General features: G+C 73.2%; 12 protein-coding genes. 5 read left to right on the forward strand and 7 right to left on the reverse strand.

What is annotated here, in order from left to right; translation table 11 throughout:
* Nucleotides 1–32: 32 nt before the first annotated feature.
* The 4 genes from ITJ54_RS02345 to ybaK all read right to left on the reverse strand — a co-directional run bounded on the left by ITJ54_RS02345 (nucleotide 33) and on the right by ybaK (nucleotide 4765).
* Entirely contained in the window at nucleotides 33–575 is a 543-nt protein-coding gene (locus ITJ54_RS02345) for an adenine phosphoribosyltransferase (RefSeq protein WP_194625690.1), read from the reverse strand.
* Nucleotides 576–691: 116 nt separating this feature from the next.
* On the reverse strand, nucleotides 692–934 hold the full coding sequence (locus tag ITJ54_RS02350; RefSeq protein WP_194625691.1) for a hypothetical protein: 243 nt from the start codon (nucleotides 932–934) through the stop codon (nucleotides 692–694).
* 669 nt (nucleotides 935–1603) lie between these two features.
* Nucleotides 1604–4189 (reverse strand): ATP-dependent Clp protease ATP-binding subunit, encoded by a 2586-nt coding sequence (locus ITJ54_RS02355; protein WP_194625692.1) that lies wholly within the window; start codon nucleotides 4187–4189, stop codon nucleotides 1604–1606.
* A gap of 96 nt (nucleotides 4190–4285) precedes the next feature.
* The gene (gene ybaK, locus ITJ54_RS02360) at nucleotides 4286–4765 is read right to left on the reverse strand and encodes a Cys-tRNA(Pro) deacylase (protein ID WP_194625693.1); all 480 of its coding nucleotides are present in this window, start codon (nucleotides 4763–4765) and stop codon (nucleotides 4286–4288) included.
* Nucleotides 4766–4831: 66 nt separating this feature from the next.
* Between ybaK and ITJ54_RS02365 the strand changes: the two genes are divergently transcribed.
* Nucleotides 4832–5116, forward strand: a complete 285-nt coding sequence (locus ITJ54_RS02365) for a DUF6412 domain-containing protein (protein WP_194625694.1) — start codon at nucleotides 4832–4834, stop codon at nucleotides 5114–5116.
* A gap of 63 nt (nucleotides 5117–5179) precedes the next feature.
* Entirely contained in the window at nucleotides 5180–5917 is a 738-nt protein-coding gene (gene yidC, locus ITJ54_RS02370) for a membrane protein insertase YidC (RefSeq protein ID WP_194625695.1), read from the forward strand.
* 6 nt (nucleotides 5918–5923) lie between these two features.
* On the opposite strand, the gene ITJ54_RS02375 is transcribed toward yidC, so the two are convergent.
* The gene (locus ITJ54_RS02375; RefSeq protein ID WP_071275455.1) at nucleotides 5924–6118 is read right to left on the reverse strand and encodes a hypothetical protein; all 195 of its coding nucleotides are present in this window, start codon (nucleotides 6116–6118) and stop codon (nucleotides 5924–5926) included.
* A 56-nt stretch (nucleotides 6119–6174) separates the two neighbouring features.
* Between ITJ54_RS02375 and ITJ54_RS02380 the strand changes: the two genes are divergently transcribed.
* Complete coding sequence (locus ITJ54_RS02380; protein WP_194625696.1) at nucleotides 6175–7071, forward strand: hypothetical protein; 897 nt, start codon at nucleotides 6175–6177, stop codon at nucleotides 7069–7071.
* Between the two features lie 211 nt (nucleotides 7072–7282).
* Nucleotides 7283–8665: an MFS transporter gene (locus ITJ54_RS02385; RefSeq protein ID WP_194625697.1), complete on the forward strand. Its 1383-nt coding sequence runs from the start codon at nucleotides 7283–7285 to the stop codon at nucleotides 8663–8665.
* A 319-nt stretch (nucleotides 8666–8984) separates the two neighbouring features.
* On the opposite strand, the gene ITJ54_RS02390 is transcribed toward ITJ54_RS02385, so the two are convergent.
* Both ITJ54_RS02390 and ITJ54_RS02395 read right to left on the reverse strand, forming a co-directional pair.
* Complete coding sequence (locus ITJ54_RS02390) at nucleotides 8985–11306, reverse strand: carboxypeptidase-like regulatory domain-containing protein (protein WP_194625698.1); 2322 nt, start codon at nucleotides 11304–11306, stop codon at nucleotides 8985–8987.
* A 90-nt stretch (nucleotides 11307–11396) separates the two neighbouring features.
* Nucleotides 11397–11867 carry an NUDIX domain-containing protein gene (locus ITJ54_RS02395; protein WP_194625699.1) on the reverse strand — a complete coding sequence of 157 codons (471 nt, stop codon included), beginning with the start codon at nucleotides 11865–11867 and terminating at the stop codon, nucleotides 11397–11399.
* A 23-nt stretch (nucleotides 11868–11890) separates the two neighbouring features.
* Here ITJ54_RS02395 and ITJ54_RS02400 point away from each other — a divergent pair, with 23 nt between their 5' ends.
* Nucleotides 11891–12709 carry an alpha/beta fold hydrolase gene (locus ITJ54_RS02400; RefSeq protein ID WP_194625700.1) on the forward strand — a complete coding sequence of 273 codons (819 nt, stop codon included), beginning with the start codon at nucleotides 11891–11893 and terminating at the stop codon, nucleotides 12707–12709.
* Nucleotides 12710–12711 lie beyond the last annotated feature (2 nt).

A 12711-nucleotide genomic window follows, 5' to 3' on the forward strand; every position in this document is an offset into this window, starting at 1 on the left:
ACTAGTGCGCGGGGGCAGGCGCGAGCGCGGACTCAGGCGGGGACGGCACCGAGCGTGGTGACGGGCAGGCGCGACTCGAGACGCTCGCGGCCGGCCAGCCCGTCGAGCTCGAGCAGGGCGGCGAACCCGATCGCCTCGTACCCGGCACGTTCGAGCAGCGTGATGGTCGCAGCGCCGGTGCCACCGGTCGCGAGCACGTCGTCCACGACCAGCACGCGGGTGCCCGCCGGGAGCTGTGCCGGACGGAGCTCGAGTTCGGCCTCGCCGTACTCGAGCGCGTACTGCTCGCTGAGCACCTCGCCGGGGAGCTTGCCGGCCTTGCGGACCGTCAGCACGCCGACCTGGTGCTGTGCCGCGATCCCGCCGGCGAGGGCGAACCCGCGGGCCTCGATCCCGGCGACCGCGGCGAACCCGCCACCGACGGCGAACGGCGCCGCGAGCGCTTCGCAGACCCGACCGAACGCGACGGCGTCGGCGAACACCGGGGTGACGTCGCGGAACAGGATGCCCGGCTTCGGGAAGTCGGGCACGATCGCCGTGAGTCGCTGGACGAGGTCGGACGCGGTTTCGGTCATGCACCAACCGTACGGTCAGCACGCCCCCTGGACGGACACCGCAGGCAGCCGGACGGGCAACGGGTGGTCCGATCGTCGAGACGGTCGGACCACCCGTTGCGTGGTGCCGGATGGGCTCATCGCCACAGGTGCATCGTGGCGCCGAGCATCACCCACTCGGCCTCGCGCGCCGCACGCTCCTGGCGGAGCTGATGGGCGACGAGGGGGTCGACGGGCAGCCGCTTCGTGCGGGTGCGTCGACTCCAGATGACGAGTGCCATCCCGAGGCGCATCGCGATCCGGTCGGTCAGGGCGACCGAACGGGCTGCGGGCTTCGTGGCGGGACGGCGGAGGACGGACTTCGTGGACATGCTGGTCACCGGTTCTTCGTGCGGGTCTGGCAGGGATCCGGGCACGACGGAGCGTCGTCACCGGACGGAGCCAGGGCGCGACGGAACAGGTGCGCCCGGGCAGGGGAATCGACGATCGACGATGACAGGGAATGCACACGACAATGCGTCGAGAATGTGGTCCGACATTTCGTGACGACGACCCGCCCGCACGTCTGGTCGGCATTCCTCGCCACGGCCCGGTCACCACACGACATCAGTCGTGTGGCCGGGCGGCGGTGCGAGGACACCGCGGACCAGGGATCGGTCAGCGGCGGACGACCACAGCGCGAGGCGAGCTCGGCATCAGCCCGGAGTGGGCGTGGTCATCGGGACCAGCGGCCCGTCGGAGCGACGGACCAGTGCGTGACGGACGCGGTCGTGTCAGTGGGACCCGGCGAAGGAGCCGATGGTCCCACGGACTGCACGGAACGGCGTCTGCGTGGTGAAGGTGATGATCGAGATCATGGTCGGCCCCCTTTCGGCGCGGGTCAGGAATTCCACTGGTGCTGTCGAGAACCGTGTTCGCGACGTGTGAACAGTAGCGACATTCTCATCGATCGCGCAACCCATTCGAGGAAATGAAATGAGATTGCAGAACCGAACACGGGAGAACGCCCCGGGACCGATCGGTCCCGGGGCGTTCTCGCGAGGTGGTGCCTAGACCGCGGCCGGCGTGGTCACCCGGGCCCGGAGCGACCCGTCCGCCACGGTGATCCGGACGGTGTCACCGGCCTGCACGGCACCCTCGACGACGAGCGTCGCCACGCGGTCGTCGACCTCGCGCTGGATCAGGCGACGGAGCGGTCGGGCGCCGTACTCGGGCTCGTACCCGTGCTCGGCGAGCCAGTCCACCGCGGCCTCGTCGACCGCGAGCACCATGTCCTGCGCGATGAGGCGCATCGAGCTCTCGGCCAGCAGCAGCGACACGATCGAGCGCAGCTGCGTCCGGTCGAGCTTGCGGAAGAGCACGATCTCGTCGATGCGGTTGATGAACTCGGGGCGCATCGACTCGCGGAGCTTGCCCATCACCCGGTTCCGCAGGTCGTCGTCGCCGTAGCCGCCGTCCGCCGACGCGGAGAACCCGAGCGCGCCGGAGCGCGACGCGAGGAACTCCGAGCCGATGTTCGACGTCATGATGACGACCGTGTTGCGGAAGTCGACCGTGCGGCCCTGCCCGTCCGTGAGCCGACCGTCGTCGAGCACCTGGAGCAGCAGGTTGAACACGTCCGGGTGCGCCTTCTCGACCTCGTCGAGCAGGATCACCGAGTACGGGTTCCGACGGACGCGTTCGGTCAGCTGACCGGCCTCGTCGTAGCCGACGTACCCGGGAGGGGCACCGACCAGGCGGGACACGGTGTGCCGCTCGCCGAACTCGCTCATGTCGAAGCGGAGCATCGCCGACTCGTCACCGAACAGCGACGACGCGAGGGCCTTCGCGAGCTCGGTCTTGCCGACCCCGGTCGGTCCGAGGAACAGGAAGCTGCCGACCGGACGACGTGGGTCGCCCATCCCGGTCCGGCTGCGGCGCACCGCGGTCGCGATGGCGCGCACCGCATCCTCCTGTCCGACGACCCGCTCGTGCAGCTCGTCCTCCAGTCGGGCAAGACGGGTCCGGTCACCCTGGGTGAGCCGGGCTGCGGGGATGCCGGTGGCGCGGGACACGACGGCAGCGATGTCCGCCTCCGTGATCTCGGAGTCGGCCTGGTCCGGACGGGAGGCCCGCCCAGCGTCCGCCGATGCGGCGGCGGTGATCCGGGCCTCCAGGTCGGCGGTGGCGTCCCGCAGGCGCGACGCTTCCTCGTAGCGCTCCTCAGTGACGGCGCGGTCCTTGTCCGCCAGCAGCTCGGCGAGCTGGTCGCGGAGCGCCTCGACGTCGACGTACCCCGATCGGAGGAGGCGGCGCCGTGCACCTGCCTGGTCGATGAGGTCGATGGCCTTGTCGGGCAGGTGCCGGTCGGTCACGTAGCGGTGCGAGAGCTCGACCGCTGCGCGCAGCGCGTCGGCCGTGTAGGTGACGCCGTGGTGGTCGGCGTAGCGGGGGCTGAGGCCGGTGAGGATCGCGACGGCGTCCTCGACGCTCGGCTCCCCCACCGTGACCGGCTGGAAGCGGCGCTCGAGCGCGGCGTCCTTCTCGATCCGGCGGTACTCGTTGAGGGTCGTCGCGCCGACCATGTGCAGGTCGCCGCGGGCCAGGCGGGGCTTGAGGATGTTACCCGCGTCCATCGAGCCGCCCTCGCCGCCTCCACCGGCACCGACGACGGTGTGCAGTTCGTCGACGAAGACGATGAGCTCGTCGGCGTGCGCGCTGATCTCGTCGAGGGCCGTCGTCAGACGCTCCTCGAAGTCGCCGCGGTAGCGGGTGCCGGCGAGCATGGCGGGCAGGTCGAGTGCGACGACGCGCTTGCCCTGCAGCAGGGCGGGGACGTCGCCGTCGACGATGCGCTGGGCGAGGCCCTCGACGATCGCGGTCTTGCCGACGCCGGGCTCACCGATCAGGACGGGGTTGTTCTTGGACCGACGGAGCAGGATCTCGACGGTCTGCTCGATCTCGTCCGCGCGGCCGATCACCGGGTCGATGTGCCCGTCGCGGGCGCGCTGGGTGAGGTCGGTGCCGAACTGGTCGAGGGTCGGCGTCTGGGACGCGGTCTCGATCGTGTCGTCGCGTGTTCCGGGCATGGGGCGCCCCTCTCGTGCCGCGTCGGCGGCCTGCTGTGCGTAGGACTGCATGACGGCCGGGGTGATCCCGGCGTTCGCGAGGAGCTGGCCGGTGACCGTCTCCTGGTCCATGACGAGCGCGAAGAAGACGTGCTCGGGGTCGGTGTAGGTGCTGCCGAAGCCCCGTGCGGCCTGCGTGGCCTCGACGAGGATCCGCTGGGCCGAGGGCGTCAGCGCGGGACGGCCCTCGACGGGCTCGGACGACGGGGCGGGGAGACGCTGTTCGACCTCGGCCGCGAGGCGCTCGGGGTCGACGCCCGCGGACCGCACGACGGCGTCGAACGGCTCGGTGCGGACGAGCACGTGCAGCACGTGCAGGGCGTCGATCTCCCGCTGCCCCTGCTCGACCGCGTACTCGGCGGTGCGCTGGAGCATCTCGTGGGTCCGACGGCTGAGCAGTCGGGTGATGTCGACGGGGCGGCCGAACGGCATGGAGCGCTGCTGGCCGGTGTCCTGGGCGGCGAGGAGGCGTGCGAGGAACTCGTCGAACGAGTCACGCCCGCCGATGGGGCCGGATGGTTCTGGCAACGGGACCTCCTGGGGTACTTGAGTGCCTTCGACTCAATGCAACGCAGGGGGTACCGGGGCATTCCCGGTCGTGGAAGAAAGTTGCGCCGACCCGACTCAGGTCCGCGCGATGGCCGCCGTGGTCGCTTCCGTGACGCGGAGGAGGTCCGCGGGGGCGATCTCGATGTCGAAACCCCGACGCCCGCCGGACACGAAGATCGTCGGGTAGTCGGCGGCCGACGCGTCGAGCACCGTGCGGATCTTCGAGCGCTGCCCGACGGGGCTGATGCCCCCGACGACGTACCCCGTGCGCTTCTCCGCCAGGGCGGGGTCGGCGAGGCTCGCCTTCTTGCCGCCGACCGCCGCGGCGATGGCCTTGAGGTCGAGCCGGTTCGCCACGGGGACGATCGCCACCGCCAACGCGCCGTCCACGGACACGACGAGCGTCTTGAAGACCTGCTCCTCGCGGAGCCCGAGCGCGGCAGCCGCCTCTTCGCCGAAGTTCGTCGCCGTCTCGTGGTGCTCGTAGACGTGTGGGACGAACGGCACGCCCGCACGCTCCAGCGCCAGCGTCGCGGGGGTGCTCGGGGAGGTCATGCGGTGATCCTCCCGTGCCGGACCGACCAGCGGACCGCGGCGCGCGGGGCTTAGGCTGAACGGACCATGACCGTCATCGAGGTGATCCTGCGCGCAGTCGCCGCGCTGCTCGCCGTCGACCCCACCACGGGCGTCCTGCCGCTGCTCGCCGTGGCCGCCCTCGGCGTCGCAGCCGTCGCCGCCGCGGTGGTCGTCGCGCAGGTGGTCGCCCTGGTGCTCGGGATCCGGGTCGGGCCGGCACCGTCCGAGGCCGACCGCCCGGTCGACGTCGTCACGCGGATCGCGTGGAGCCACCCCGACGCCGCTGGACACGCGCGCCCGAGGGCCCCTGGGGTGGTCCGCGCGACCTGACGCCGATCGAACGGTGGCGGGTCGCTCACGTGACCCCGACCACCCCACTCGAACGGAACCGTCATGGACCTCTCCACCCTGCCCGTCGTCAGCACGCTGCTGCAGCTCGGCGCCGACCTGCTCGCCACGCTCTCCGGAGCGCTCTCCCCCGTCGCGGGGCCGCTCGCCGCGGCGCTCGCCGTCGTGCTCGTCACCCTCCTGGTGCGTGCCGCGCTCGTGCCGCTGTCCGTCCTGCAGGTCCGGGCGGAGCGTGACCGCCGCCGCCTCGCCCCCCGGCTGGCAGCCCTCCGGCAGCGCCACGGTGCAGACCGGGAGCGGCTGCAGCGTGCCGTGCAGGAGCTGTACACCGCCGAGCACGTGTCACCCCTCGCCGGCTGCCTGCCCGTCCTCGCCCAGGCGCCGGTCGTGTCGCTGCTGTACGCCCTCTTCACGCACACGAGCATCGCGGGGACGACGAACGCCCTGCTCGAGGCCACGCTCGCCGGGGTGCCGCTCGGACAGTCCCTGGTGGCCGTCGTCACGTCGCCGCTGTGGGTGCACGCGTGGGTGGTGGTCGTGCTGCTCGTCGTGCTCACCGTCGTGGTCGAGGCCACGCGTCGGTCAGCCCTGCACTGGAACCCGGTGGCGGCACCGGACACCGAGGTGCCCGGCGCTGCAGCGGCGACGGCCATCGGTCGGTGGGCACCCTTCCTGACGGTCGGGTTCGCCGCGATCGCGCCGCTGGCCGCAGCGCTCTACGTCGTGACGAGTGCCACGTGGACCCTCGGCGAGCGGGCGGTGCTGCGGCGGCTGGTGCGCTGAGGCCGCTCAGCCCTCGTGCTTCGGGCCCTCGTCGACGGGGTCGTACTCGGTGTCGCGGCCCTGCTCCTCCGACGGGAGCGGGACGTGGCGCTCGGTGCCGCTGCCACCGGGGCTCGTCGCGACGTAGTCGGCCTCGCCGGACTGGGTGTCGTGGCTCAGTGGCTCGAGGGTCTCGGGGTCAGGCTCGCGTGCGTCGGTCATGTCCCCGGCGTACTCCCCCCGATCTGGGTGCGCGCCGGAGCAGCCCGAGTGCCAGCATGAACACCGACATCGACACCGATGACAGCAACGACCGGAGCCCGGGAGTGCGCATGGCCGACGACGACCGCGACACGGCGATCGAACGCGCGCGCCTCGAGGGCATCGCCTGGGGCGTCGGATCGAGCGAAGCCGAGGCGGCGCGGGCCCGGATCGCGCTCGGGGACCTGCAGCGCGGGCATGGACGGGTCCGCGCAGCGGTGACGCCCGACGCGACCGGTGTCGTGGAGGCGGAACGTGTCGTGGAGGCGGAGCGTGTCGTGCAGGCGGAGCGGCGAGACCAGGCCGACCCGAGCCTCCAGGACGGCCCTGGTGACGTGCCGGACCGCGAGCCGGACGACCGCGGCGACCAGGAGGCCGAGCCGTCCGCGGCACCCGGACGGCCGTGGGCCAGGCCCCTCCGACTGGCGCGGTGGGCGCTGGCACGTCCGTGGGTGGCAGGCGGGGTCGCGGCCGTGGTGGTCGTCGCCTTCGGGACGGGGCTCGTCATCGGGACCGCCCACCCGGTCACACCCTCGTCGCCGTCGGTGACGCCCACGGCCGGGTCGGTGACGCTCGAGCAGGTGCTGGACGCCCCGCAGACCTACGCCGACCAGCTGCCCGGGGCGTTCGAGGCGCCCGTCAGCCTGCACACGACACGACTCGTGTTCACGAACCGGTCGCTCAGCGGGGACGACGCTGCCACGCCCTGGACGGTGTGGGCCGGGGTCGGCACGGACCGGGCGACGATCTGCCTCGTCGCGACCGCTGACCGCCGACACGCGACGAGCGCGTGCTACCCGCGGCAGGACGCGCTGCACGGGTCCGTGTCGCTGTCGGCGTCGTCCCTGAGCGGCACACTGACGGTCGACCTGGTCGGCGGCGGGGTGCGCGGCACGGTGACGAACGAGTTCTGACACCAGGCCCGTTGGAGCGCTCCTTCGAAGTTCCTCCGTGCCCTCGCGTTCCTGCGCGGTCCCGTGTCACACTGGATGGATCGCACTCGCCGTGGAGTGACCAACCACACATCCCACCCGCGAGCGCGCACTGCCCGACCGACCAGGTCGTGGTGTCGTCGACGTGACGAACCCGTCGCGCGCTCCACCACGTCCCGAGGAGGTCAGCCCCGTGTCCACGAGCACCGCGTCCGTCACCACCACGTCGACCACGTCGACCACGTCGTCGGTCACGACGTCCGTCCTGACCTCGAAGGCCGTTGTCGGCATCGCCGTCCTCGGCCTCGCCACGTTCTTCGCGATCACCACCGAGCTGATGCCCGTCGGGCTGCTCGGCACCATGAGCCGCGACCTCGGCGTCACCGAGTCGCAGATGGGGATCGTCATCACCGTGTACGCCGCGGCCGTGGCGATCCTGGCGCTGCCGCTGACGTCCTTCACGGCGCGGCTGCCCCGGAAGGCCGTCCTCGTCGCGACCCTGGTGGGCTACGCCGTGTCGAACCTGATGGTCGCCCTCGCGCCGTCGTTCGCCGTGGTCTGCGCCGGACGTGTGGTCGGCGGCGTCGCACACGCCCTGTTCTTCTCCGTCGCGTCGGCGTACGCCACCCGGATCGTGCCCCCGCGCCTCGCCGGCCGCGCGATCGCGTTCGTCTACTCGGGCAGCTCGCTCGGCTTCGTGATCGGCGTGCCGCTCGCCACCGGGGTCGGCCAGTCGATCGGGTGGCGCCCGGCTGTCGGCTCCGTGGCCGTGTGCGCCGCGGCACTCGCCGTCGTCGCAGCCGTGTTCCTGCCGGCCGTCCGCGGCACGTCGTCGCCGCACATCGGGTCGCCGCGAGCATGGGCCCGCACCGGGCTGCTCGCCGTGGTCGTGGCCGACCTGCTGCTCTTCGCCGGGCACTACATCGTCTACACGTACGTCGGCCCCTACGCGATCGACGCCGGTCTCGACACGGGCCTGGTCAGCGGCGCGCTGCTGGTCCTCGGCGGCACCGGGGTCATCGGGCTGTGGCTGGCCGGCGTGTTCGTCGACAGTGCACCCCGGCAGACGCTCATCGTCGCGGTCGCGGTGATGGCGGCGTCCTTCGTCGCGCTGCCGTTCGTCCACGGGTCGATCGTCGGGACGATGGTCGTGGCCGGCGTGTGGATGGCGGCGAACGGCACCACGGGCACGCTCTTCATGGCGGCGGCGATCCGTGCCGGAGGCGTCTCGCCCGACATCGCCGGCGCGCTGGTCAACGGGGCGTCGAACATCGGGATCGCGGGCGGTGCGGCGATCGGCGGCCAGGTGCTCGGGATGACGGGCATGCAGACGCTGCCCATCGCCGGGGCCGTCGTGCTGCTCGGGTCCCTCGGCGTGGTCGTCGCGGCGCGTCGGGGCTTCCCGGTGCACTCATCGCACCAGGAGCACCTGTCGACCTCGTCGATCGAGGCGATCACGTCCTCCCTCGCCGTCGTCACCACGTCGATCCCGACGATCAGCCGGGCGATCCAGACGATGACGGGCTCGGTCGCCACGGTGACGGGCTCGCAGCGGACGCGGCGCGTGCACGAGTAGCGCGGGTGCACGGCACGGCACGCGGCAGGAGCGGCGCGGGTGCCCGGCACGCGGCACGTGCGGCGCGGGTGCCCGGCGCTGTTCGGCGGAGCACCGCGGAAGACGGCTCGCGCCACGGGATTCCGTGGCGCGAGCCGTCTTCCGTTGTGCGAGTGCAGTCGGGTCAGCGAGCGGGCCCGGCGGGCGCCTGCCGCGAACCAGGGAACGGACACAGCACCACGGAGATCCGTGGTGCTGTGTCCGTCCGCCGGTGCGGTGCGGCGCCGTGCGCGTGCGGCACGTCGGCCAGGAGGCCCGGCTCGCCCCCGCAGCGCGGGCGTCAGTCCTGCAGGTGCTCCGTGCGGCGGCGGTTGCGTGCGGCTCGGAAGGTCAGCAGTCCGGCACCGAGCAGCACGAGGATCCCGGCTGCGATCGCCGCGGGCGCGATCTCCGCACCCGTGAAGGCGAGCGAGCCGGACGTCGACCCACCGGACGAGGAGCCCGGCGTGGTGCCACCACCGACCGTGCCAGCGCCCGTCCCGCCAGCGCCCGTGCCGCCACCGCCCGTGCCACCACCGGGCGTCGGGGGCGTCGACGGCGTCGGGGTGACCGCCGCGAGCGTGATCGACAGCGGCGTGCCGGATCCGCTGGCGGGGGTGACGACGACCTGGGGCTCGCTGGCCTGGTCACCGGAGCCCGCCACGACCGAGTACGACGTCGACGGCCGCAGCCCGGTCAGGTCGAACGTGCCGTCCGCAGCGGTCGTCGTCGTCGTCACGGCGTCGCCTGCACCGTCCTCCGTCGGCGTCGCGACGACCGGGACGTCCGCCGCGGCGGCACCGACGGCGTCGGTCACGGTGCCCGGCTGGTCGACCGTCGGCACCGGCACGACGAAGTCGAGCGGCGTCGGTGCGGCACCGCTGGCCTCGGTCGTGACGTCCTGCGGGGTGGTCCCGGCCACCGAGACGCGGTAGGGCGTCCCCGGCGTCAGCCCGGTCAGGTCGTAGGTGCCGTCCGCGCCCGTGGTCGCGGTGACCTCCACGCCGGACGTCACGTCGACGGGGGTCGCGGTGACGGTCGTGCCGGCGAGCGGCGTGCCGGCGGAGGACGTGACCGTGCCGGCCTGCGAAGCGGTGGTCGGGACCGGCGTCACGAACGGGAAGTCCGCGGTCGTGGTGCCGTCGGCCGTGGTGGTGACGGCGACCTCGGTGGGCCCGGTGGCGCCGTCCGCCGGAGCCGTCGTGCGCACCGTGTAGGTGCCGGGCTGGACGCGGAACGCGTAGGTGCCGTCGGCGGCAGCATCGGTCGTGGCGACCACCGTGCCGTCCTGGACGAGCTCGACGAGCACGCGGTCGGCGGATGCCGCACCGTCGAGGGTGACCCGGCCACTGATGGTCGACAGCGTCGCGGCCTGGACCACGATAGGCGCGATGACCACGGGGTCGGCGCCGTCGGCACCGGTGGTCGCGGTGACCGGTGTGGCACCTGCGACCGTGGCGACCACGGCCGTGGCCGCGGGGAGACCCGGGGCGGCGTACGCGCCGTCCGCGTCCGTCACCGTCTCGGCGAGCGTGGCGCCGGTGGCCTGGTCGGTGATCGTGACGGCCGCGTCGGCGACGGGAGCGCCGGTCGTGTCGACCACGGTCCCGGTGACGGCCACGGTGCCCGGCGGGGTGACGAACGCGAAGTCGGCGTTCGTCACGTCGGCGCGCAGCGAGACCGTGCCGGGAGCCGTCTGCTCCGTCGCGTTGTCCGGGGTGGCGATGGCGACCCGGTAGCCGTCCGCCTGCGTCAGCGCGTCGAAGGTGTACGCGCCGCTGTCGTCGGTGGTGGTCGTGTACTCGGTGCCGTTGGGCGCCGTCACGGTGACGACGGTGTCCGGCAACGGTGTGCCGTCGATGGTCGCGACACCGGAGAGCGACGACGTCTGGTTGGCGAACCAGGTCTGGTAGACGGGCAGGCCGCTGCGCTGCTGGTACGTGATCGTCAGGGTGGCGAGCGGCACGGTCGGCGTGAACCAGGCCGTCGCCCCCGCGGTGTCGTTCGCGGCGTCGTTGCCGGTCAGCACGCCGGTGGCCGGGTCCCACGTGGGGGTGTCCTGGCCGGCCGGCACCCCGCCGGGGTCCGGCGAGCAGCTCCACCCGCCGGCGGTCACCGACGAGCAGGAGTTGTACGAGCTCTGGAAGCCGAGCTGGGCGACCGAGGCCGGGGCGCCGCCGGGCAGGGTCGCGGAGACGGTCGCCTGGTCGGCGTCGACGTCACCGAGCACGAAGGACCATCCGCCGGCTCCGGGCGTGCCGCCCGCGAAGGTGTACGTCGTCGTCGACGCACTCGCCGGGCGCGGCTGGTCGGCGAGTGGCCGCTGGTTGAGGTAGGAGAAGCCCCTGCTCGAGCCGTACACCGCACCGGGGCCGGTGTTCGGGCCCTGCCACGTGGACGCGCCACTGATCGGGGCCGACTGCCGCGAGTTCGACGTGAACGTCGTCTTCGGGAACCCGGGCAACGTCATCGTCCCCGTGTAGGCCCTGCTCGTCCCGCTGAGCGCGAACGCTCCCCAGTGCCCGGCCGTCGCGGCCGAGGCGGTGGTCGCTCCCCCGAGCGCGAGCCCGGCTCCGAGGACGATCCCGGTCAACCCGGCTGTCATCGTCCGCCAGCGGCGCATGCGTTCTCCCCTGGCCAGGCGCCGACCTGCCTCGACGCTCCCTCAGGGTAGCGACCACACCCCGACGGGGCACGGATCGAGATGCGCCTGTTACGCGCCCGGCCGGTCTGCGCACCGCTCGACGAGCGTGTCCACCGCCGCGACCTGCCCGGCGACGAGCATCACCCGGGCGTCGTCGACGTCCACCCACCGGGCGTCATCGATCTCCGGTACCTCGACGAACCGGCCGGAACCCCGTGGCAGCTCGAGGCGCACGGTGTTGCTGCGAACCACGGCGACCGAGAAGGACGGCGCCGCACCGGCGAACACCACGACACGCTTGCCGGAGGCCTGCCGGAACTCCCCGAGCTCCGTCCACGGCACGTCCGGCGCCGGGACGCCGATCTCCTCGTGGAACTCCCGCAGCGCGGCCTCGAGCGGCGGTTCGTCGGTGTACTCGCCCTTCGGGACCGACCACGCGCGCTCGCGCCGACGCCAGAACGGACCGCCCATGTGCGCGATGAAGACCTGGGTGCCGGACGCACCGGTCCGGTACAGCAACAGCCCCGCACTCCGCACCACGCCCCGAGGCTACGCTCGCCCGCATGACGCCCCTGCACCTGGCCGACGGTCGCACGGTCCTCGTCGCCGACACCGGCCCGGGGTCGGGCAGCCGTGCCGTCGTCTGGCACCACGAGACCCCGCACACCGGCGCCCACCTCGCCCCGGTGCTCGCCGCCGCCACGGAACGCGGCCTCCGCCTGGTCGCCGTCACCCGCCCCGGCTTCGGCGGCGCCGACCCGCTGCCGGGTCGCAGCGTCGCCGACGGTGCCCGCGACCTCGCACAGGTCATCGACGCCCTGGGCATCGACCGCGTCGCCGCGATCGGCGGGTCCGGCGGTGGGCCACACGCGCTCGCCGCGGCAGCCCTCCTTCCGCACCGGGTCACCGGAGTCGCGACGTTCGCCTCCCCCGCCCCGTTCGTCGACACGCCCACCTGGTGGGACGGCATGGCCGACGACGGCGGCCTCCGTGCAGCGGCCGTCGGACGGGAGGCTCGGCTCGCCTGGGCGGACACCGCCGGCTTCGACCCCGCGCAGTTCACCGACGAGGACTGGGCAGCGCTCGACGGCGCGTGGGCGGCGCTCGGGCAGGACGCGCAGGCCGCGGACGAGACGGGTCGCGTGGGCAGCGCCGACGACGACCGGGCGTTCGTCACCGACTGGGGCTTCGCGCTCGCCGACGTCCGCGTCCCGACACTCGTCGAACAGGGCACGGACGACCGGGTCGTCCCGATGTCGCACGGCCGGATGATCGCCGCAGCGGTGCCCGGGGCCGTGCTGCACGAGCGACCGCGCGCCGGCCACGTCTCGGTGCTGGCGGGCGTCCCGGCGGCGCTGGACTGGCTCGCCGCCCGCTGGTGAGC

The sequence above is a fragment of the Curtobacterium sp. VKM Ac-2865 genome (assembly GCF_015350905.1).
Classification (GTDB): domain Bacteria; phylum Actinomycetota; class Actinomycetes; order Actinomycetales; family Microbacteriaceae; genus Curtobacterium.

What these genes read in the sequence shown, in the direction of transcription:
- ybaK (WP_194625693.1), bottom strand. Translation starts at nt 4,765, where the DNA reads ATGACCTCCCCGAGCACCCCCGCGACGCTGGCGCTGGAGCGTGCGGGC.
- ITJ54_RS02400 (WP_194625700.1), top strand. Translation starts at nt 11,891, where the DNA reads ATGACGCCCCTGCACCTGGCCGACGGTCGCACGGTCCTCGTCGCCGAC.
- yidC (WP_194625695.1), top strand. Translation starts at nt 5,180, where the DNA reads ATGGACCTCTCCACCCTGCCCGTCGTCAGCACGCTGCTGCAGCTCGGC.
- ITJ54_RS02375 (WP_071275455.1), bottom strand. Translation starts at nt 6,118, where the DNA reads ATGACCGACGCACGCGAGCCTGACCCCGAGACCCTCGAGCCACTGAGC.
- ITJ54_RS02345 (WP_194625690.1), bottom strand. Translation starts at nt 575, where the DNA reads ATGACCGAAACCGCGTCCGACCTCGTCCAGCGACTCACGGCGATCGTG.
- ITJ54_RS02365 (WP_194625694.1), top strand. Translation starts at nt 4,832, where the DNA reads ATGACCGTCATCGAGGTGATCCTGCGCGCAGTCGCCGCGCTGCTCGCC.
- ITJ54_RS02380 (WP_194625696.1), top strand. Translation starts at nt 6,175, where the DNA reads ATGAACACCGACATCGACACCGATGACAGCAACGACCGGAGCCCGGGA.
- ITJ54_RS02390 (WP_194625698.1), bottom strand. Translation starts at nt 11,306, where the DNA reads ATGCGCCGCTGGCGGACGATGACAGCCGGGTTGACCGGGATCGTCCTC.